Genomic DNA, 19,998 nt, shown 5'->3' on the forward strand with positions numbered 1-19,998 from the left:
CTCTCCAATCCGCCGCCTCCTCACACCAAGGAGACGCCTGCAGAGTCCGCTTCGAACTAAAATTTCGACTCCACCGCCATATGCGATTCCCCTGCGACGCGGGGGAGGTGACGGTGGCCATGCCCGAGGGCATCGGCGGCTACGTGACCGGCCTGGAGGTCGCCGATTTCGTCCGCGAGAACCCCAGCATCAAGCTTGGCCTGGACTGCGGATTCTATCCTGAGAACCCTGTCGACAGTCAGGTCGACCTCTCGATTCAGCTTATGGACGCCAGCGGCGTGCCGGAATTGACCGCTTCTCCCCTGGCGACGCTGCATTATGCGCTGTTCGCTTCGCGTGAGTATCTCGACACGTATGGGGCCCCCACGCGGATCGAGGCGGCGGTGGGCCACAGGTTCATCTATCACTCCGCCCAGGTCAGCAAACGTGGGCGCTGGGGGGCGAAAACCTCCGCATTCATGGAGCTCGCCGAGCCGGCGATGGTCGTTAATTCATCGACTGTGATGCTGCACGCCATTCAGCGCGGCGCAGGCATCGGGGCCATTCCGACCGCGATCGTGGCGGTGGCGCCGGACCTGGTGATGCTGGACATCCCTCCGCTGGCCAGTTCCACGGTCTGGCTCTGCCATCACCGCGAGGCGGCCAAGACCGGGCGCGTAGCGCGGGTCGCCGAATGGCTGGGCTCGATCTTCGACGCCCGCGAACGCCCCTGGTTCCGCCCCGAGTTCATCCATCCGCGTGAGTTTCGCGACTGGGCTTGGCCGGCGGCGACCGCGCGCGGTTGAGCACCGCTCTCGCCACAACCTCTTCAATCGAGCCTTAACTTTAGTCGCTCACGCTCATCCCGCTGATATCAAAAATGAAACGGGGGGATCAGCATGGCGGACGGCACGGCCGAGTCGCGTCCGTTTGGCCTGGAGATCTCCCAGGCTGTGTGCGACCGCGCCACGCGGCTCGCCAAAACCATGTTCTGCGCGCTCGAAGCGCAGATCATCTTCCTGAGGGACGGCGAGGTCTGGCGCAGCCGCGACCCTGACTCCAAAATCGTGCGTCAGCGCGACAAGGCCGCCGAACTGGTGCAGGCCAGCGGCGAGCTGCTGTGGATCGAAGACGCGCACCTTGATCCTCGCTTTGCCGACAGCCCGTCCGTCGTCGGTCCGCCTTATCTGAGATCCTATGTCGGCGTTCCGATCCGGTTGGCCGACGGCTCGACGCCCGGCGTGCTGGCGGTGTTCGGCGACTCCCCGCGCACCTTCGACAGCGCCCTGGCCGGGCGGCTCGGTGATCTGGCCGAATTCGTCGCCGACGAATGGGTGCGCGCCCAGGCCAGCCGTGCCCGCGAGCAGAGCCGCCGAGAGCGCGACGCGATGCAATCGACTCTGGCCGCGATCGTCGAGGCGATGCCGGTCGCCCTGGTGCTGACCGACCGCGAGATGCGGGTGATCGGGGCCAGCCCGCGCTGGATCCGCACGCTCGAACTTCACCAGCAGATCGTGTACGGCCGCACCGTCCAGGAACTGGCTCCGCACATTTATGTGCGCTGGCAGGAAGCCTACGACCGCGTGCTTTGCGGCGAGAGCATCAAGGCCGACCGTCTCCAGGTGATAGAGCCTAGCGGCGCGGTTCGCTGGCATCGGGCCGAGCTGGCGCCGTGGTACGCGGCCGACGGCGGAGTCGGGGGGCTTATCATCGCGAGCTACGACATCACCGATATGGTCGAGGCGCTGGAGGCGACCGAGCGCTCCGAGCAACGGCTGATGCTGGCGATGGAGATCGCCGACATCCACGTCTTCGAGATGGATTACCAGCGCCGCGAGCTGATCAAGGCCGGCGCCGAGGACACCTTCTTCACCGAGCCGAAGACCTACGACGAACTACATCGCGACATCTTCGGCACCATCGACCCGCGCGACCGAGTGCGTGTCGAAGAGGCGTGGCGCGAGCACCTGCGCACCGGAGAACCCTACAGCCCCGAGTACCGGCTCGTCCGCCACGACGACCGTGAGGTCTGGGCGATGGGTTCGACACGGCTGATCTCGGACGAGCGCGGCCGGCCGCTGCGGGTGATCGGGGCGCTTCAGAATATCAGCGAACGCAAGGCCGCCGAGCGCGCACTGGTCCAGGCCAAGGAAGACGCGGAGGCCGCGAACCGAGCCAAGTCGACCTTCCTGGCGACCATGAGCCATGAGATTCGCACGCCGCTCAACGGGGTGCTGGGCATGGCCCAGGCGATGGCCGCCGAGAATGGGCTGTCGGAGATACAGCGCGAGCGGCTGGACGTGATCCGCCAGTCGGGCGAGACGCTGCTGGCGATCCTCAACGACGTGCTCGATCTATCGAAGATCGAGGCCGGCAAACTGGAGCTGGAGGAGGCGGACTTCGACGTCGCCGCCCTGGCGCGTGGGGCGCATGCTGCGTTCACGGCCATCGCCAACAAAAAGGGCCTGTCATTCGCCCTGAGCATCGAGCCGGCGGCGCTGGGCGTCTATCGCGGGGATTCCACCCGCGTGCGCCAGATCCTCTACAATCTCGTCTCCAACGCTCTGAAGTTCACCGAGCAGGGGGAGGTGCGGGTCACCGTCGATCGAGACGCCGAGGGCTTGCGGCTCAGTGTATCCGACACTGGGATCGGCATTCCGGCGCATCGCCTGACGGCGTTGTTCCAGAAGTTCGAGCAGGCTGACGCCTCGACCACCCGTCGCTATGGCGGCACGGGCCTGGGCCTAGCCATCTGCCGCGAGCTGGCCGGGCTGATGGGCGGGGCCATCGAGGCGCGCAGCGAGGTCGGGGCGGGAACGACCTTCCTGGTGACGCTGCCGCTGATATGGGTGGGGGCCAGCGCAGCGCTGCCGACGCCGCCGAGCGCAGAGGCCCAGCAGATAGAATCCTGCGCCTGTTCGGCACTGCGGGTGCTGGCTGCCGAGGACAACACTGTAAATCAACTGGTCCTGAAGACTCTGCTGCATCAGATCGGCGTCGATCCCCACATCGTCGAGAACGGCGTGGAAGCGGTGCGGGCCTGGGAAAGCGGCGAGTGGGACGTAATCCTGATGGATGTGCAGATGCCGGTCATGGACGGACCGAGCGCCTGCGCCCTGATCCGCGGCCGCGAGGCCCTGGAGGGGCGCGAGCGAACCCCGATCATCGCCCTGACCGCCAACGCCATGGCCCATCAGGTCGCCGAGTACATGGCCGCCGGCATGGACGGGTTCGTCCCCAAGCCGATCGAGGTGGGCCGGCTGTTCGAGGCCCTGCAGAGGGTGCTGGACGACGCCGCGGCGGTCCGCGCGGCCTGACCAGTTACGCGGCTGGCGGGGCCAAGTCGGCGTTAAGCGCGGCCGACGTCGTCTTCGGCTGACCTATTCGGCCGGCTCGGCGGCGCGGGCGGGTTCGTAGGCGGCCGCGTCGAAACGGCCGACCGCCTCGGCGTAGGCCTGGGCCGAGCCTGGCCAGTTGTTGAGGATCTTGCCTTCTGGGGTCTTGTACCAGCTGGTGCAGCTTCCAGCCCACGGGGTGCGGGCGAGCTCGGCCTGGATCTGCTCGTTGTAGGCGCTCTGCGCCGCGGGGCGGACGGCAAGCGGGCGAGCCTGCGCCAGGGCTTCCAGCACATAGCCGACCTGAGCCTCGATCATGTAGATGATCGAGTTGTGGCCGAGGTTCGTGTTCGGTCCGTAAAGCATGAAAAGAATGGGAAAGCCGGCGACTGTGATGCCGAGATAGGCCTCGGGGCCCGATTTCCACGCCTGGGCCAGGGTGACGCCGCCGAGCCCGCTGATCGCCGTCTCGCCGGCGAACGACTTGGTCTCGAAGCCGGTGGCGTAGATCACCACGTCGGCCTCGTGAAGGCGGCCGGTGGCGTCGACGACGCCCTGCGGCGTCATGCGGGCGATGGCGTCGACGACCAGTTCGACGTTCGGGCGGGTCAGGGCCGGGTAGAAATCATTGGAGATCAGCACCCGCTTGCAGCCGACCTCGTAGTCCGGCGTCAGCTTGGCGCGCAACTCCGGATCGGCGACCTGGGCGTGCAGGTGGGCGAGCGGGATCGGAACCTCTTCGACCGGCGCGGTCCCGTTGCGTCTGGCGATCAAGCGGTCCTCGGCCATGTGGAAGATCTCGTGCCGAACCATTTGCATAAGCTCTGGCCGGGCGCGGAATTGGGCCTTCTCCTCGTGGCTGTAGGGCCGGTTCATTCGCGGCACGATCCAGTTCGGCGAGCGCTGGAAGAGAGTCAGCCGGCCGGCGACCTTGGCCACTTCCGGCACGAACTGGATGGCGCTCGCGCCATTGCCGATCACCGCCACCCGCTTGCCGGCCAGATCGACCGCGGCGTCCCAGCGCGCAGAATGGAAGGCCGGGCCCGCAAAGCTGTCGCGCCCCTCGATCGGCGGCAGCTTCGGGCGATTGAGCTGGCCCCAGGCGGTGACGAAGGCGTCAGCCGTCAGGCTCGAGCCGTCGGCAAGTGCGATCGACCAGAGGCCGGCGGCCTCATTCCACGCCGCGCCCGTCACCTCGGCGCCAAACCGGATGTGCGGGGCCAACCGGTGGCGGTCAACCACGCCCTCGATGTAGCCGAGAATGTCGGGTTGGGCGGAGTAGACTTCGGGCCAATCGGGGTTCGGCGCAAAGGAGTAGGAATAGAGATGGCTGGGGATGTCGCAGCCGGCGCCCGGATAGACGTTTTCCCGCCATGTGCCGCCGACCCGATCCGCCTTTTCGAGGATTAGGAATGACGACTCGCCCTGCGCCTTGAGCCGCAGGCCCATGCAGAGTCCGGCGAAGCCAGCGCCCAGAACCGCGACCTTCACGTCGGCGGACATCGTCTACTCCCCACGAAAATTCTTGTATGCGTGACGCTAGCGGGGGGCGGCTGGGTGATCAACGCTCACTTTGTCGCCCGCACGCCAACCGCGGCCTCGACAAGCCGGGACGGGCTTGAGAACATCGTTTGGATAGGGAGAACGCCATGCCACGCCGCGCCAGCGCGCATTCGACTTCTTACGCCGGTACGGGAGCGGCGTGATGGCCTGGACCGATCAAGGCGTCCGCCGCCGTCCGTACCACGTCGGCAACCTGCGCACGCTGCTGCTGGACGAAGCGCGCGCGCTGCTGGAGGCCGGCGGCCGCTCGGAGCTGAACCTGCGGGCGCTTGCGGGCCGCGCGGGGATCGCTGCGGGCTCCGTCTATCACCACTATGCTTCCAAGGCCGCGCTGCTGGCCGGCTTGGCGGCGATGGGTTTCCGCGAACTGGAAGCGAGCCTGCGCGAAGCCGGGGCCCATGCCGAGACGACGCCGATCCGCACGACGGCGTTGGCCTATTTCGACTTCGCCCGAGCCCAGCCGGCGCTCTACGAGCTGATGTTCGACGCGACGCTGATCGCCGAAGGCGATGTGGCGGAGGCCCGCGACAGCGCCTTCGCCGTACTGGAAGAGGTGATCGCCGGCGCGCCCAGCCAGCAGGGCGTCGATCCGGCCATCATCCACAAGGTCGCGCTGGCGGTCTGGGCTTGCGGCCATGGAGCGGCCTCGCTGACCCAGGCGGACGGGAACGGGGAGTCGCCGCTGATGGAGGACGTGATCCAAGGCCTCGAGGCGCTGTTCCGTCCACGTTAGTTGCGCTGCGCGAAAGCTACCCCGGATCGATCCACCAAGGGCTGGTGAAGGTCGCGGCCTACACGATCCTGCTGGCGGCATGCGGGTGCTGGCGCCGGCGAGATGCTGCGTGGTCGGCTCGGCGCTGGGCTACGGCGCCTTGGCGGCGGGCCTGTTCCACCTCGGTCTGCGGCGCTATCGGCGCGGCGCGTCGCCCGGGACTTGATTTTGGACGCGAAGCCCGCTCGTTAGGCCCATGAGCAATGGCCCCAAGATCACCGTGGCCGGGGCCGGCGCGCTGGGCCTGACCACCGCCCTGGCGCTGGCGGACGCAGGGGCGCGCGTCACCGTGTTCGATCCCACCCAGCCGAGCGACAACGCCTCGGGCGTTGCCGCGGGGATGCTGGCGCCGGCGTTCGAGGCCGTCCTCGACGCTAGCGCCACCGCGCACTTTCCGCTGCTGATGGCGGCCCGCAACCTGTGGCCGGCGCTGGAGGCGCGCATCGGCGTGACCGCCGACCGGGCCGGGGCCGTGGCGGTCGGCGACGAGGATTTTTTGGCGCGCATCGACGCCTCGCTGCGTGGCCTTGGCCTGCATCCGACCGACCTGGAGCGTGGGGGGCTGGCGGACATGGCCCCCGACCTTGACGAGAGCTGGCGGCGCGGGCTGCTGGTCCGCGAGGACTGGCGGATCGAGGCGGGCACGGCGCTGGCGGCGCTGCGGCGGGCGGCGGTCGATGTTGGCGTGGAGTTTCGCCAGCAGGCGGCGAGCGGCTTCGAGGGCGGCGAACGGCTAGTGATCGCCACCGGGGCCGGCCACGACTTGGCGGTTGTGGCGCCCGAGCTGGCGCACCTGTCTCCCATCAAGGGGCATATCCTGCGCACCCGAGAGCGGGCTTATCGCGGCGTGGTGGTGCGCGGGCAGGGGGCCTATGTCACCGGCGCGCCGGGCGGGCTGACGATCGGGGCGACGATGGAGGCGGGCCTGGGCGACAGGGCGGTGGAGCCGGCCAAGGTCGAGCCGCTGAAGGCGGCGGGCGTTCGGCTGTTCCCGCATCTGGCCGGCGCCCGCTTCGAGGCCGAGACCGGGGTGCGCGGGGCGACGCCCGACGGCCTGCCGATGGTCGGGCGCGGCCGGCATCAGGACGTGCTGCTGGCGGTGGGCGCGCGGCGCAACGGATGGCTGCTGGCGCCGCTGGTCGCCCGGCTGATCGTGGCTTGCGTGACGGAAGGGGAAGCTGGTCCCTTTGCCGAAGCCATGAGTCCGGCGAGGTTCGACGCGTCGGCGAAGTAGGGAGAGATCGATGAGCGGCTTCTGGTTGAACGAGGAACAGGAAGCCATCGTCGAAAGCGTAAGCCGGCTGTGCGCTCAGTTCGACGCCGACTACTGGCGCAGGACAGACGAAACCGGCGACTTCCCTGAGGAATTCGTGGCCGCGATGGCCGCGGGCGGCTGGCTGGGGACGGCGATGCCGGCCGAGCTGGGCGGGGCGGGCCTGGGGCTGATCGAGGCGGCGCTGGTTATGCAGGCGGTGACGCAGTCCGGCGCGGGCTTTTCCGGCGCCAGCGCCATGCACCTGAACATATTCGGACCCATGCCTATCGTCAGGTATGGCAGCGAGGATCTCAGGAACCGGGCGATACCGCGGTTGATGTCGGGCGAGGACAAGATCTGCATCGGCATCACCGAGCCGGATTCCGGCCTCGACACCACCAGCCTGACCACGCGGGCGACACGCACCAACGACGGCTATGTCATCTCGGGTCGCAAGGTCTGGACCACCATGGCCCAGCGCGCCAACAAGATGCTGATCATCGCGCGGACCACGCCCAAGGATCAGGTGAACAAGGCGACCGAGGGCCTCAGCCTGTTCTACACCGACTTCGACCGGGCGAAGATCAGCGCCACCGTGATCCCCAAGATGGGCCGCAAGGCGGTCGAGTCGAACAGCGTCTTCATCGACAATCTGGAGGTTCCGGCCGGCGACCTGATCGGCGAGGAGGGACGCGGGTTCTACTACCTGCTCGACGGCCTCAATCCCGAACGGGTCCTGTTCGCGGCCGAGGCCGTGGGGCTGGGCCGCGCGGCGCTGGCGCGGGCGGCGACCTACGCCAAGGAGCGGGTCGTGTTCGGCCGGCCGATCGGCCAGAACCAGGGCGTCGCCCATCCGCTGGCCAAGTCCTGGGCCGAGTTGGAGGCCGCCAACCTGATGGCGTTCAAGGCCGCGGCGCTGTTCGATGCCGGCCGCGAGTGCGGGGCCGAGGCCAACGCCGCCAAGTATTTGGGCGGCGAGGCGGGCTTCCATGCCTGCGAGGCCGCGGTGCTGGTCCATGGCGGCATGGGCTACGCCAAGGAGTTCGACGTCGAGCGCTACTTCCGCGAGGCGATGATCGCCCGCATCGCGCCGATCAGCCGGGAAATGGTGATGAACTACATCGCCGAGCGGGTGCTCGGCCTGCCCAAGAGCTACTGAGCAGGCCGAGGCCTGATCAGCCGAGGTTGAAGCGGATCGGGATCTGCACCGTGCCGCCTTCGACCGGCTGGCCGTCGCGGGTCATCGGACTCATCCGGAAGTAGGGGGCGAGCTTGAGAGCCGCGCGCCCGAAGCCTTCGTCGGCCGGACTTTCGCGGACCACTGAACAGCCACTAAGCGAGCCGGCGGCGCTCACCTGGCAGGAGATCGTCGCCGTTCCGCCCACGCCGCGCCGCTGGGCGGAGTCCGGATAGAAGCGGGCGAATTCGGAAGCCCCGGGTCGCTTGAGCCAGTTTGGAGCCACGATCACGGCGGGGGCGGGCGTCGGCGGCGACGGCGGGGCGAGGGTCGTGACCGGTTCGGTCGGCGGGGGCGCCGGGGTCGGGGGCATCGGGATCGGAGCCGGCGTCGTGAAGGGCAGGTCGAGGGTCACCGGCGGACGCGGCGAGGCGGCGCGCTCGGGTTGTGTCGCCATCGGCTTGGGCGGCGGCGGCGGCGTCCAGGTCTGGACGTTGATGATCGGACCTTCCGGCAGAGCTTCCGGCTCGGGCGGCGTCCAGGTCTTGACGGCGAGATAGGCGGCCAGGCCGCCGTGGACGATGACTGACAGGGCGATGGCCGCCGTAACGGCCGGAGATCGGCCGGAACGAGGCTTCGACGGGCCGAGCACGACCGGCATGAACTGACGGATGACCATTGGCGACCTCCCTTTGTTTTTCGTCGCTGAAACAAAGGGTCGCGCCGCGATCGTGACCGAAGCTTGGCCGTGGAGAAGCGCAACGGTGGCGGGGCGGTGACCAAGTGGCGCCGCCCCGCTGCAGCCCGCGTCAGCCGAACTTCAGAGGGTCCGGACCGATGCGGCCGTCCGGGCTGTCGAGGGTGGCGAAAGCGGCCATGTCCTCGGCGTCGAGGGCGAAGTCGAAGACGTCGAAGTTCTGACGCAGGCGGCCGGGATTGGCCGACTTCGGGATCACCAAGAAGCCGCTGTCGAGGTGCCAGCGAATGATCGTCTGGGCCGGGGTCTTGCCGTGCTTGGCGGCGATCTTGCCGATCACCGGATCCTCCAGGACCTTGCCCTGGCCGAGCGGGCTCCAGCACTCGGTGACGACGCCCAGTTCCTGGTGGGCGGTGCGCAGGGCGGCCTGCTGGAAGCGGGGGTGCAGCTCGATCTGGTTGACGGCCGGCGCGACGCCGGTCTCGCCGACGATGCGGCGCAGATTGTCGGCGGTGAAGTTTGAGACGCCGATCGACTTCGTGCGGCCTTCTTCCTTCAGGCGGACCAGCGCCTTCCAGCTTTCGACATAGAGGTCCTGGGTCGGGCAGGGCCAGTGGATCAGGTAGAGGTCGACGCTGTCGCGGCCGAGGCGCTGGAGCGACTTGTCAAACGCCTTGAGGGCGCGGTCGTAGCCCTGGCTCTCGTTCCATAGCTTGGTGGTCAGCGCCACCTCGCCGCCGGCCGCGGCGCGCTTGAGGCCTTCGCCTACGCCCTTTTCGTTCTGGTAGATGGCGGCGGTGTCGACGTGGCGGTAGCCAGCGTCCACCGCGGCCTGGACGATGACGGCCGCTTCGTCGTCGGGCACCTGCCAAACGCCAAGACCGAGTTGGGGCAGGGCCGCCCCGTCGTTGAAGGTGAGCAGCGGCTGGGTCATCGGCGGTCCTCGCGAAGATGGGAAGCGCAAGATCGGGAGCCGCATGGCCTGACACAAGCGCTCCCGGCCAAAGAACATGGTTAGCGGCGCGTTAACCATGTCGGGGCACATCTGGCCCCATGGCGATCGAGGGAATCAGAGGAGTTGTGGAGGCCGCGATCCAGCGCGCCTCGAACGCCACTGGCGTCGACTTCACGTTCCTTATGAAGACCGCCGCTCGCGAGAGCGGTTACAACCCACGCGCCAAGGCCCCGACGTCGTCGGCGGCCGGCCTGTTCCAGTTCGTCGAGCAGACCTGGCTGGCTACTCTCAAGCAGCACGGGGCCAAATACGGCTACGCCCGCTATTCGGAGCTGATCTCCAAGGGGGCGGACGGCCGCTATCGGGTGGCGGGGGCCGAGGCGCGCAAGGCGGTGATGGACCTACGAATGGATCCGCACGCGGCCTCGCTGATGGCCGGGGAACTGACCTCCGATCACGCCTCCTACCTGAAGGGCAGGGTCGGTCGCGCGCCGACCGCCGGCGAACTCTACGCCGCGCATTTCCTGGGGCCGCAGGGCTCAGCGCGGTTGATCGAGGCGGTGCGCACGCAGCCGGGCGCGAGCGCGGCGGCCATGTTTCCCGATGCGGCCGGCGCCAACCGCTCGATCTTCTATCGCGACGGCCGCCCGGCGACGGTGTCCGAAGTCTATGCGAACCTGACCAAGGGCGCGCACGGCCCGGCCCCGACCAGCCCGCGCCAGGCCGCGCCCGACACCAATTTCGTGCAGTACGCCTCGGCGCGTCAGCAGCAGCTGCAGGCGAGCCAGGACGCGATGGTCGACCTGATCCTGCGCGGGACCAAGTCCGACGACGACGCCAGCGCCGGCCAGCGGATGACCGGGTCGCTGTTCACCAGCGAAATGCTGCGGGTGCTGTCCGAGGCCCGCGACAAGGCCAGCTAGGCTGCAGCGCCGGCGCTGAGCATGGCGTCGATCTGCGCACCGGAATAGCCGAGCTCGGCGAGGACCTCGCGGGTGTGCTGTCCCAAGCCCGGAGCCGGCGGGCGGCGGTCGAGATCTGCTCCCGGGAAGCGGGCCGGCGCGGCGGGCGAGCGATAGGTCCCGCCCTGACCATCCTCCAGATCGATGAAGGCCCCGGCGGCCGCGGCCTGCGGATCGGCGGCGACCTCAGCAGGCGTCTGCACAGGCGCCCAGACCAGGTCGGCTGCGTCGAGGCGGCGGGCGATCTCCTCGAAGTCGAGCTGGCTGAAGGCGGCGTCGAACTGCTCGACCAGCGCGGCGCTGTTCTGGCGGCGCACGCGGCCGGAGGCGAAGCGTTCGTCGGTCGGGAGATCAGGCCGATCGAAGGTCTTGCAGAGCAGCTGCCAGTCGTTGCTGGCCCCGCGGGGGTTGAGCACGAACCAGTGGCCGTCGCGGCTGCGGTAGAAGTTGGCCAGCGGGTCGAACGGCGCGCTGCGCGGACGGTTGGAGGCGAGCTTGCCGAACGCCAGCTGGACGGCGAGGTCCGAGCTGACGGCGTAGATGCCCGTGGCCAGCAGCGAGGTCTGGACGACGCGTCCGACGCCGGTGCGCTGGCGCTCGACGACCGCCGCCAGGATTGCCGAAACGGTGGCCAGCGAGGTCATGTGGTCGCCGACGCCGGTGCGAAGGATGAACGGATCTGTGCCCTTGGGCGCGTGCATGTGGGCGACGCCCGCGCGCGACCAGAAGGCGGTGACGTCGAAGCCCGGCTTGGCCGCGTCGGGGCCTTCCAAGCCGTAGCCGGTGACCATGGTGTAAATCAGCCGCGGATTGCTCTCCCGCAGCGTGGCCTCGTCGAGGCCGGCGCGCTTGAGGGCGGCGGGACGGACATTGGTCAAGAAGACGTCGGCCTGGGCGGCCAGACGTGCGAGCGCGTCCCGCCCCTCGGGCTTGGAGATGTCCAGCACCACGGCGCGCTTGCCGCGGTTGTCGAGGCCGAAGGTCGGATTGCCCGAAATGTCGCTCTTGGCGTCGCCGAACACGTGGCGCATCGGGTCGCCCTCGGGGCGCTCGACCTTGATCACCTCCGCGCCCCAGTCGGCGAGAATGCCGGCGGCGCCGGGGGCGGCGATATAGGAGGCGAACTCGACGACCTTCAGACCCTGCAGCAGCACGCGCGCCTCCCTTGTTGTTGGGGGCATCTTGGCGGGGGGCGGGCTCAGTCTCAAGGGGCGCCCAGGCGTCACCCCGGAGCGCTCGACGCGCTAGGCGACGGACCGTGCGGGTTGTGAGACGCGGTCTATGGAGACGGCGTCGGCCACGGCGCGGGCCACCGCCGCGACGCTGACCGGCTTGCGCAACACGACGTCGGCGCCGGCCTGCGAGCATTCCTGCGCCTCGTCGGCGTCGCCGCCGATGACTGCGACGATCGGCGTCCCGGCATTGTGGCCCTGAAGCTCGCGGATCGCGGAGATCGCTGCGGGCCCGTCGAGGTTGGGCATGCGGCCGTCGATCATCAGCAGGTCGAACTCGCAGACCCGCGCCAGGTCGAGGGCCCGCTGACCGTCGACGGCGTGGACGACCTGGTGGCCGAGTTGCTCGATCACTGCGCGAAGCATGGCGGCATTGAGGGCGTCGTCCTCGGCGATGAGCACGCGCATCCTTTGGCGGGCCTCGGGCAGGACGGCGGCCAGCTCAACCGGCGCTTCCAGCTCGCGCTCAGGCAGGGCGCTGGCGTCGAACGGCAGCTCAAGGCGGAAGCAGGAGCCGACGCCGACGGCGCTGTGGGCCGACAGCTCGCCCCCCATCAGGCGGGCGAGCTGGCGCGAGAGCGAGAGGCCGAGCCCGGCGCCCGAGGTGCCGGCGCTGGTGCGGGCGATGCGATTGAATGGCTCGAAAGCCTGTTCGAGCTCTTCCTTGGCCAAGCCCGGGCCGGTGTCGGCGATCTCGATCGAGAGGCGTCCGGGGCCGGCGAGCTCGACGCGGGCCTCGACGCGGCCACGGACCGTGAATTTCAGGGCGTTGCCGAGCAGGTTGGCGAGGATCTGGCGGGCGCGGTGAGCGTCGGCGACGGTGGCGCCGCTCTCCATTCCCGCGAGGTCGGAGGCGACGTGCAGCGACAGTTCCAGACCGCGGGCTGCGGCGTTGGGACGGTTGAGGATCACCAGATCGCGGATCAGAGCCACCGCGTCGAAGGCGTGGGTGTCGACTTCCAGGCGGCCGGCCTCCGCGGTCTCGGAATCGAGCGTGGTGTTGAGCACCGAGATCAAATCGTTGGCGGCGTCGAGGGCCGCCGACAGCTGCTCGCGCGACGGCGCGCTGCGACCATTTTGGCCAACGGCCGAGGCGAGCACGTGGGCCACGCCGGTCAGGCCGTTGCGGATCTCGTGGCTGAGGGTCGCGACGAGGTCGGATTTCGACTGGGCGAGCTGGCGGGCCTGGTCCATGCGCAGGTCGCGGTCTTCGATCAGGACTTCGCGCTCTGCGGCCAGCGCGAACTGGCGGCGCAGGATGCGGTTGAGGATCAGCGCCAGCGCCAGGGCGAGGGCGATCCCGCCCCAGGCCAGGTTCGCCATCGTGCGGTCGGCCGGATCGCGCAGAAGAAAGTAGAGCGGTCCGGCGGCGGTGGCCGAGCCTACGATCAACAGGCTGGGCAGCCACGGCGCGGTGAAGAAGATCACGATGACGGCGGCGGCCACCGAGATGAGCATCAGTTCGCCGCGAACCGGCCCGGCGCCGTCGCCGAACGCGGCCATCTGGGCCACGGCGGCGGCCCAGATCAGGCCGCAGAAGATATGAATCTGCCCGCGTTTGCGCAGGTCGTTAAGCGCCTGCGGCTCTTTCAGCCAATTCACGGCGGCGTAGAACACGCCCCAGGCGATGGCGAAGATCGCGAAGGTGCCGGTCATCCAGACTGCGTTGCTGGCATAGGAGCCGGCCCACACCAGCAGCGGCAGGCTGACCGCGAACACGGCCAGGGCGTAGGGCAGAAGGGATGTCTGGGTTTCGAGGGCCTGCTGGGTGACCGATGACCCGCCTCGGGTCTTGGTTTTATCGGTCTCGACCAGCATGGATCAGGTTCCTCGGCGACAGGTGGAAACCATATCGCCGCAGGGTTCGCGATCAGTTACGGGGCAGGGTAAATCCACAGCCAGGCGGGCAACAGTTCGTTAAGCTTAACCTTAGATTATCCTTTTGGCGGGGGCCAAGGCCTCCATCGGGGGCAGGGTTATGGCGACGACGCGGGCGGCGCTGACGGACGAAGACATCCGCACGCTGATTAAGGGCGCGACGCCGGACGAGCGCGCTTTTGCAGCCCGCAAAATCTGCCGCCGGCTCGACGTGGCGGTGCTTAGCGACGAAGATCGCGCGCACGCCCAGGAAATCCTGCGGGTGATGGCGCATGACGCCGCCGAGATGGTGCGCGAGGCGTTGTCGGTCACCTTAAAGAGTTCGCCGCTTGTGCCTCATGACGTGGCCGTGCAGCTGGCGCAGGACGTGGAGCGGATCTGCGTGCCGATCCTGGGCGCCTCGCCGGTGTTCACGGACGCCGACCTGGTTGAGATCGTGCGGATCGGCGGGCCGCTGCGACAGGTGGTGGTGGCCAAGCGGCCACAGGTGTCGAAGGCTGTGACCAGGGCGATCGTCGAGCATGGCGAGGAGGAGGCGGTCGAGGCCGCCTGCGCCAACGACAACGCCGAGTTCGCCGACGAGACGCTGGACGCTGCGGTGACCCGCTTCGAGCGCTCTGAACGGGTGTTAGCGGCGATGGTCTATCGCGACGCCCTGCCGTTGGCGGTCACCGAAAAGCTGGTCGGGCTGGTCGGCGAGCAGGTGCGCGATCGCCTGCTGAACCGGCACGAAATCTCGGCCGAACTGGCGCTCGAGATCGCCATGGGCGCTCAGGAGCGCGCGACGGTGGACCTCGTCGACCAGGCGGGCCGCACGAGCGACGTAAAGGCCTTTGTCAGTCATCTGCGCCAGCACGACCGGTTGACGGCATCGCTGTTGCTGCGGGCCCTGGCCCAGGGGCACATGACCTTCCTGGAATGGGGGCTGGCCGAACTGGCCAGCGTGCCGCATCACCGGACTTGGCTGATGATCCATGACGCCGGGCCGCTGGGGCTGAAGGCGATCTACGACAGGGCTGGACTGCCGGCGCGGCTCTACGGCGCGTTCCGGGCTGGCGTCGACACCTATCACTCGATGGAGTTCGACGGCGGCGCGCGCGATCGCGAACGCTTCCAGGAGCGGATGCTGCAGCGCTTCCTGACCCAGGTCGACATCGCCAGCCGCGAGGATTCCGACTACCTGCTCGACAAGATGGACAAGCTCTCGGCGGACGCCCGGGCGGCGTATCGCGCCGACGCGCACGCACGCCAGGCCAGCGCCTGAGGCTGCCCTAGGGTCACACTTGCACGCCGGGGGCGAGCCTCTCAAGCTGGCGTCCATGACATCGCCAGACATCAAGCCGGCCGCGACGATTCTGCTGCTGCGTGACGCGCCGACGTTCGAAGTGCTGATGGTCAAACGCCATCACCAGATCGATTTTGCGTCCGGAGCGCTGGTGTTTCCAGGCGGCAAGAGCCACGCCGGCGACCATGACGACGCCTGGGCCGAGCGGGCGCTGGGCTGGGGGGATTTCGACGCCGAACAGCGCGGGCTGCGCATCGCGGCCATCCGCGAGGTGTTCGAGGAGGCCGGCGTGCTGCTCGGCCGGCGGGCCGATGGCGCGCCGATCGGCGGGGAAGCCGCGCCGCTGGACGTGCGGCTGAAGGTGGATCGCGGGGAGTTGGCGTTTCTTGATGTCGTGCGTGAGCGAGACATCGTCATCGACTTGAACGCGTTAACGATTTTCGCGCGCTGGATCACGCCGCCGCTCACTCCGAAGCGGTTCGACACCTGGTTCTATGTGGTGGATGCGCCGGACGACCAAGTGGCCGCCTGCGACGGGCGCGAGACGGTGGACGCCGAGTGGATCGCGCCGAGCGAGGTGTTGCGGCTGGCTCAGGCCGGCGAGCGCAAGGTGATCTTCCCGACCCGCATGAACGTGCAGCTGCTGGCCGAGGCCTCGAGCGCCGAGGACTGCGTGGCGCGGGCCAAGGGGCGGAGCCTCGTGACGGTCGAGCCGCAGATCCAAGACCGCCCGGGCGGCAAGGTGCTGGTGTTGCCGCCGGACGCCGGCTACGGCGTGGTCGAGGAGCCGCTGGCGAACGTGATGTAGCGCTTAGGCCGCCGCGGCGACCTTGCGTTCCAACTCCTCAATCAGGATGCGGCCGACGGGATGGTCGTCGGTCTTGATGCTGTCGCGGACCGCGGCCTTGATGGCGTCGATGTGAGCGTCGACGAGCGGCAGCGAGACGGTCAGACGCTTGTCCTTGTCGTCGATCAGTCGGCACAGCGAGGCGCCGATGCGGGTGATCAGGGGGAACTCATAGGTGGCGCCCAGGCCTTTGAGGTCATGGGCGCGCAGGTAGAGCGTCTCCATGGTCTCGGCGGTGACGCCGTCGTCGTGGACGAGCTGGCGCGCGGCGTCGAGCTTGATGACCTCTTCCGAAAGCCACTGGGCGAAGTTGCCGGACAGGCTCTTCAGGGCCGCTTCGGCCTTGGCGATGGCGCTCGGATCGATCGCGCCGAACCGACCGCCGACCTTCAGACGAAGGCTGGGGGGTTGGATGACCGGGTTCTGCTGGCTCACTACGCGCCTCCTAGGACAACGTGCGCCACCCTAGAGGACAGGCGTTAACAACGGATGAGCCGGGAACCGGCGGTAATTACACGGAAAACTGTTCGGCGAGGACGCGTTCCTCGAGGCTGCGGCCGGCGTCGAACAGCATGCGCAGGGCGACGTCGCGGTTCTCGGCGATCTGGACGGCCACGACGTCTCGGACCTCGAAATTGTCGGCCACGGCGCTGACCGGGCGTTTGTCGGCCTCGAGGATCTCGAACGTGACCTGGGCGGTGTGCGGCAGCAGTGCGCCGCGCCAGCGCCGCGGGCGGAACGCGCTGATCGGCGTCAGGGCCAGAATCTTGGCGTCGAGCGGAATAATCGGGCCGTGGGCGGAGAGGTTGTAGGCGGTGGAGCCGGCGGGAGTGGCGACCAGGGCGCCGTCGCAGGAGAGCTCGCCCAGCCGCACCTTGCCGTCGATGGAGATGCGCAGCTTGGCGGTCTGGCGGGTCTGGCGCAGCAGCGAAACTTCGTTGATGGCCAGCGCCTCGTGGCGACGGCCGGCGGCGTCGATGGCGACCATGGACAGCGGATGGATGACAGCCCGCTCGGCGGCGTTGATCCGCTCCAGCAGCGCGTCTTCGCTGTACTCGTTCATCAGGAAACCGACTGAGCCGCGGTTCATTCCGTAGATCGGCCGGCCGTTCTTGAGGTTCTCGTGCAGGGTTTCGAGCATGAAGCCGTCGCCGCCCAGAGCGACGATGACCTGGGCGTCGTCGTCGCTCGCCTCGCCGTAGCGGGCGACCAGCGCGTTGCGCGCCTCCTGCGCCTCAGGGCGGTCGCTGGCCGCGAAGGCGAGACGGGTCACGAAGGGCTCAGGCTTGAACATGGCCCGGCAAAAGTCCGTGAAACGGGCGATCCGTCAACCGGGGTTCACCGCGCGGCGGAACGCAGCGCCGGCGATGTGGGCGTCGAACGGTCCGAAGGCGCCGCCTGCGCGGCGCGCGCCCTCCTGCCCGCCGCCGGGGAGGCCGCAGTTGAGGTCGCGGACCATCTCCAGGATGGTCGGAAAAACGCTGCGGTCGATGCCGACGGCGGCGCAGGCGAGGGCCAGCAGCTCGGGGCGGTCGGAGTTCACCGCGCGGCGCACGTGGTTCTGATCGAACCGGCCGAGGGTCGCCAGGCTGGCGAGGAACAGGGTGAGGCGTCGCTCTTTGAGGGCCCGGATCAGATAGCCCGGTCGCAACTGGCCGGCCGCATCGAGCTTGGCGACCAGCCGCCGCTCCATTTCTTCGCGTTCGCCGTCGCGCTCCGGCGGTGCGGGGGCGACGGGCGCTGCGCCGCCGTGGGCCTCGCGCACGGATGCGGCGAGGGCCGCGTCCAGTTCGGTCGCATCAAGGCGGAAGCGGTCGACCAGCGAATGACGCAGGGCCTGGCCGACCCAGACGTAGAGCTGACGGGCCAGGCCTCCGGTCAGGCCAGGGTGACGCGCCAAGGGTGAGCGCATGGCGGCGACGCGCTCGGCCGCCGTAACGAGGATGGCGAGTTCGTGCTCGCCTACGGCGGCGGTCGGATTGTCGGCAAGCGCTGTCAGCACGGCCGGCTCGCTCTGCTGCAGGATGGCGGCGACAACGGGCGGGCCGATGTTCGGGCGGCGAGCGACCTCGATCTGGTGTTCGATGGTCGCCTCGACGAGAAGGCGGACGAGGTCGTGGTCCTTCAGCACAGGGCTGCTGGCGATGACCGGGCGCGCGATCTCGATATCGCCGAGCGCCAGCACGTTGACCAGGGCCGAGGGCGCCCAGTCGGCCTGGGCCAGCTTCTCCGACAGACGGCGGCGGATGTCGCGCTCGGCCTCGACGACGAGGGACATGAAGATCGAATTGAGCAGCGCCTGGATCGGCTTGGAGGTCATCAACCCTGCGGCGCTCTCGCCGGCGTCGCAGAGCTCGACGATGGCCAGCAACAGGCGCTCGCGATCAGCCGGCGCACGGCTGCGGGCCAGATTCAGCAGTTCATCGGTCTTGGCGGCCACACTCACTCTGGCGTCCCCGGCGATCGCTTCGAATCTGCTCGGAGCGGATGAAAACATGGTTACAACCTGTTGACCATGCAGGCGGCGAATCGCCCGCCAGACGAGCAAAGGGCTGGATGATGCCGGAACCTCTGATCCTGGCGCTGGACCAGGGCACCACCTCGACGCGTGCCATCGTCTTCGACGCCAAGGGCGCGCCGCTTGCCGAAGCCGGCCGGCCGCTCGAGCAGTTCTATCCGAACGACGGCTGGGTCGAGCACGACGCCGAGGAGATCTTCGCCGCGTCTGTGGCGGTGCTGCGCGAGGCGCTGGCCAAGTCCGGTCGGGCGATCGAGGACGTCGCCGCCATCGGCATCACCAACCAACGCGAGACAGTGGTGATCTGGGACAAGGCGAGCGGCAAGCCGATCCACCGCGCCATCGTCTGGCAGGACCGTCGCACGGCCCCGACCTGCGAGCGGCTGCGGGCGGCGGGACGCGAAGCGCAGGTCACGGACATCACCGGACTGCTTCTCGATCCATACTTCTCGGGGACCAAGATCGCGTGGATCCTGGGACAGGTGGAGGGCGCGCGGGCGCGGGCCGAGGCCGGCGAACTTCTGGCCGGGACCATGGACAGCTGGGTCATCTGGAACCTGACCGGGGGCAAGGTTCACGCCACCGACGCGACCAACGCCTCGCGCACCATGCTGTTCGACCTCAAGGCCCAGGCCTGGTCGGACGAGATGCTTGAGATGCTGGACGTGCCGCGCGCGCTTTTGCCCACGGTGCTGGACTGCGCCGGCGACTACGGGCGGACCGCGCCTGAGCTGCTGGGCAGGGCGATTCCGATCCGCGGCGTGGCCGGGGATCAGCAGGCGGCGCTGATGGGGCAGGGCTGCATCCGCGCCGGCGAGATGAAGGCCACCTATGGCACCGGCTGCTTCATGCTGGTCAACACCGGCGAGCACTTGGCCCCGTCGCGCTCGCGGCTGCTGACGACTGTCGCGGCCCGGCTGGGCGGGCGGGCCACCTACGCGCTGGAGGGGTCGATCTTCATCGCGGGCGCGGCGCTGCAATGGGTCAACGAAGGCCTGGGCGTGCCCGGCGGTGGCGCGGGCGTGGAGAAGCTCGCACAGACCGCACGCGAAGATCACGGCGTGGTGCTGGTGCCGGCGTTCACCGGGCTCGGCGCGCCATGGTGGGACGCGAACGCCCGGGGCGGCCTGTTCGGCATGACCCGCGACACCGGCCTCGCGGAAATCGCTCACGCGGCGTTCGACGCCTGCGCGCTGCAGACCCGCGACCTCATCGAGGCGATGCGGGCCGATGCGCCGGGCGCCTTCGGCCGCGACGTCGAGCTGCGCATCGACGGGGGCATGTCGCGCAGCGCCTGGTTCAGCCAGCGGCTGGCCGATCTGACCGGCGTCGCGGTCGGGCGGGCGACCTACATGGAAACCACCGCGCTCGGCGCGGCGCTGTTCGCCGGCCTTGGGGCGGGCGTCTACGCCAGCGTCGAGGAGGCGGCGGCCGCGCGACCGTCGACCGAACGGATGGAGCCGGCCTTGTCGAGCCATGGGCGGGAGGCCGCCTACGCCCGATGGCTGGACGCCGTGGCGCGGGTGAAGACCACGGCCTGACC

Annotated in this window: 17 protein-coding genes; 9 read left to right on the top strand and 8 right to left on the bottom strand. The window is 68.9% G+C overall.

From position 1 onward, the window contains the following. Positions 1-80: 80 nt before the first annotated feature. Together GGQ61_RS20835 and GGQ61_RS20840 are read left to right on the top strand one after the other, a co-directional pair. Entirely contained in the window at positions 81-785 is a 705-nt protein-coding gene (locus GGQ61_RS20835) for a LysR substrate-binding domain-containing protein (RefSeq protein ID WP_281372769.1), read from the top strand. 93 nt (positions 786-878) lie between these two features. Continuing rightward, the gene (locus GGQ61_RS20840) at positions 879-3,296 is read left to right on the top strand and encodes an ATP-binding protein (RefSeq protein WP_183776993.1); all 2,418 of its coding nucleotides are present in this window, start codon (positions 879-881) and stop codon (positions 3,294-3,296) included. Positions 3,297-3,359: 63 nt separating this feature from the next. Here the strand turns inward: GGQ61_RS20840 and GGQ61_RS20845 are convergent, their stop codons facing one another. Next, positions 3,360-4,817 carry a flavin-containing monooxygenase gene (locus GGQ61_RS20845; RefSeq protein WP_183776994.1) on the bottom strand — a complete coding sequence of 486 codons (1,458 nt, stop codon included), beginning with the start codon at positions 4,815-4,817 and terminating at the stop codon, positions 3,360-3,362. A 202-nt stretch (positions 4,818-5,019) separates the two neighbouring features. Between GGQ61_RS20845 and GGQ61_RS20850 the strand changes: the two genes are divergently transcribed. The 3 genes from GGQ61_RS20850 to GGQ61_RS20860 all read left to right on the top strand — a co-directional run bounded on the left by GGQ61_RS20850 (position 5,020) and on the right by GGQ61_RS20860 (position 8,063). Next, positions 5,020-5,610, top strand: a complete 591-nt coding sequence (locus GGQ61_RS20850) for a TetR/AcrR family transcriptional regulator (protein ID WP_183776995.1) — start codon at positions 5,020-5,022, stop codon at positions 5,608-5,610. Positions 5,611-5,845: 235 nt separating this feature from the next. Beyond that, complete coding sequence (locus GGQ61_RS20855; RefSeq protein WP_183776996.1) at positions 5,846-6,883, top strand: NAD(P)/FAD-dependent oxidoreductase; 1,038 nt, start codon at positions 5,846-5,848, stop codon at positions 6,881-6,883. A 10-nt stretch (positions 6,884-6,893) separates the two neighbouring features. Beyond that, positions 6,894-8,063, top strand: a complete 1,170-nt coding sequence (locus tag GGQ61_RS20860; protein WP_183776997.1) for an acyl-CoA dehydrogenase family protein — start codon at positions 6,894-6,896, stop codon at positions 8,061-8,063. A gap of 16 nt (positions 8,064-8,079) precedes the next feature. On the opposite strand, the gene GGQ61_RS20865 is transcribed toward GGQ61_RS20860, so the two are convergent. Continuing rightward, positions 8,080-8,760 carry an energy transducer TonB gene (locus GGQ61_RS20865; RefSeq protein ID WP_183776998.1) on the bottom strand — a complete coding sequence of 227 codons (681 nt, stop codon included), beginning with the start codon at positions 8,758-8,760 and terminating at the stop codon, positions 8,080-8,082. A gap of 130 nt (positions 8,761-8,890) precedes the next feature. Continuing rightward, positions 8,891-9,712 carry an aldo/keto reductase gene (locus GGQ61_RS20870; RefSeq protein ID WP_183776999.1) on the bottom strand — a complete coding sequence of 274 codons (822 nt, stop codon included), beginning with the start codon at positions 9,710-9,712 and terminating at the stop codon, positions 8,891-8,893. 119 nt (positions 9,713-9,831) lie between these two features. On the opposite strand from GGQ61_RS20870, the gene GGQ61_RS20875 reads away from it, so the two are divergent. Continuing rightward, positions 9,832-10,656 (top strand): transglycosylase SLT domain-containing protein, encoded by an 825-nt coding sequence (locus GGQ61_RS20875; RefSeq protein ID WP_183777000.1) that lies wholly within the window; start codon positions 9,832-9,834, stop codon positions 10,654-10,656. Here the strand turns inward: GGQ61_RS20875 and GGQ61_RS20880 are convergent. Together GGQ61_RS20880 and GGQ61_RS20885 are read right to left on the bottom strand one after the other, a co-directional pair. Next, entirely contained in the window at positions 10,653-11,849 is a 1,197-nt protein-coding gene (locus GGQ61_RS20880; RefSeq protein ID WP_343056245.1) for a CaiB/BaiF CoA transferase family protein, read from the bottom strand. The genes GGQ61_RS20875 and GGQ61_RS20880 overlap by 4 nt on opposite strands. 90 nt (positions 11,850-11,939) lie before the next feature. Then, complete coding sequence (locus GGQ61_RS20885) at positions 11,940-13,745, bottom strand: hybrid sensor histidine kinase/response regulator (protein ID WP_183777001.1); 1,806 nt, start codon at positions 13,743-13,745, stop codon at positions 11,940-11,942. 160 nt (positions 13,746-13,905) lie between these two features. Between GGQ61_RS20885 and spbR the strand changes: the two genes are divergently transcribed. Then, a complete protein-coding gene (gene spbR / locus GGQ61_RS20890; protein ID WP_183777002.1) occupies positions 13,906-15,069 on the top strand; it encodes a SpbR family protein in 1,164 nt (387 codons plus the stop codon). Positions 15,070-15,115: 46 nt separating this feature from the next. After that, positions 15,116-15,898 (top strand): NUDIX hydrolase, encoded by a 783-nt coding sequence (locus GGQ61_RS20895; RefSeq protein WP_425501027.1) that lies wholly within the window; start codon positions 15,116-15,118, stop codon positions 15,896-15,898. A 3-nt stretch (positions 15,899-15,901) separates the two neighbouring features. On the opposite strand, the gene GGQ61_RS20900 is transcribed toward GGQ61_RS20895, so the two are convergent. The 3 genes from GGQ61_RS20900 to GGQ61_RS20910 all read right to left on the bottom strand — a co-directional run bounded on the left by GGQ61_RS20900 (position 15,902) and on the right by GGQ61_RS20910 (position 18,383). Beyond that, positions 15,902-16,372, bottom strand: coding sequence for an Hpt domain-containing protein (locus GGQ61_RS20900; RefSeq protein ID WP_183777004.1), 471 nt, complete (start codon positions 16,370-16,372; stop codon positions 15,902-15,904). Positions 16,373-16,448: 76 nt separating this feature from the next. Beyond that, entirely contained in the window at positions 16,449-17,231 is a 783-nt protein-coding gene (locus GGQ61_RS20905) for an NAD kinase (RefSeq protein ID WP_183777005.1), read from the bottom strand. A gap of 33 nt (positions 17,232-17,264) precedes the next feature. Beyond that, positions 17,265-18,383 (bottom strand): DUF2336 domain-containing protein, encoded by a 1,119-nt coding sequence (locus tag GGQ61_RS20910; RefSeq protein ID WP_343056246.1) that lies wholly within the window; start codon positions 18,381-18,383, stop codon positions 17,265-17,267. Between the two features lie 113 nt (positions 18,384-18,496). Between GGQ61_RS20910 and glpK the strand changes: the two genes are divergently transcribed. Beyond that, positions 18,497-19,996 (top strand): glycerol kinase GlpK, encoded by a 1,500-nt coding sequence (gene glpK / locus GGQ61_RS20915; protein WP_183777028.1) that lies wholly within the window; start codon positions 18,497-18,499, stop codon positions 19,994-19,996. Positions 19,997-19,998 lie beyond the last annotated feature (2 nt).

The sequence above is a fragment of the Phenylobacterium haematophilum genome (assembly GCF_014196295.1).
GTDB classification, from domain to species: Bacteria; Pseudomonadota; Alphaproteobacteria; order Caulobacterales; family Caulobacteraceae; genus Phenylobacterium; species Phenylobacterium haematophilum.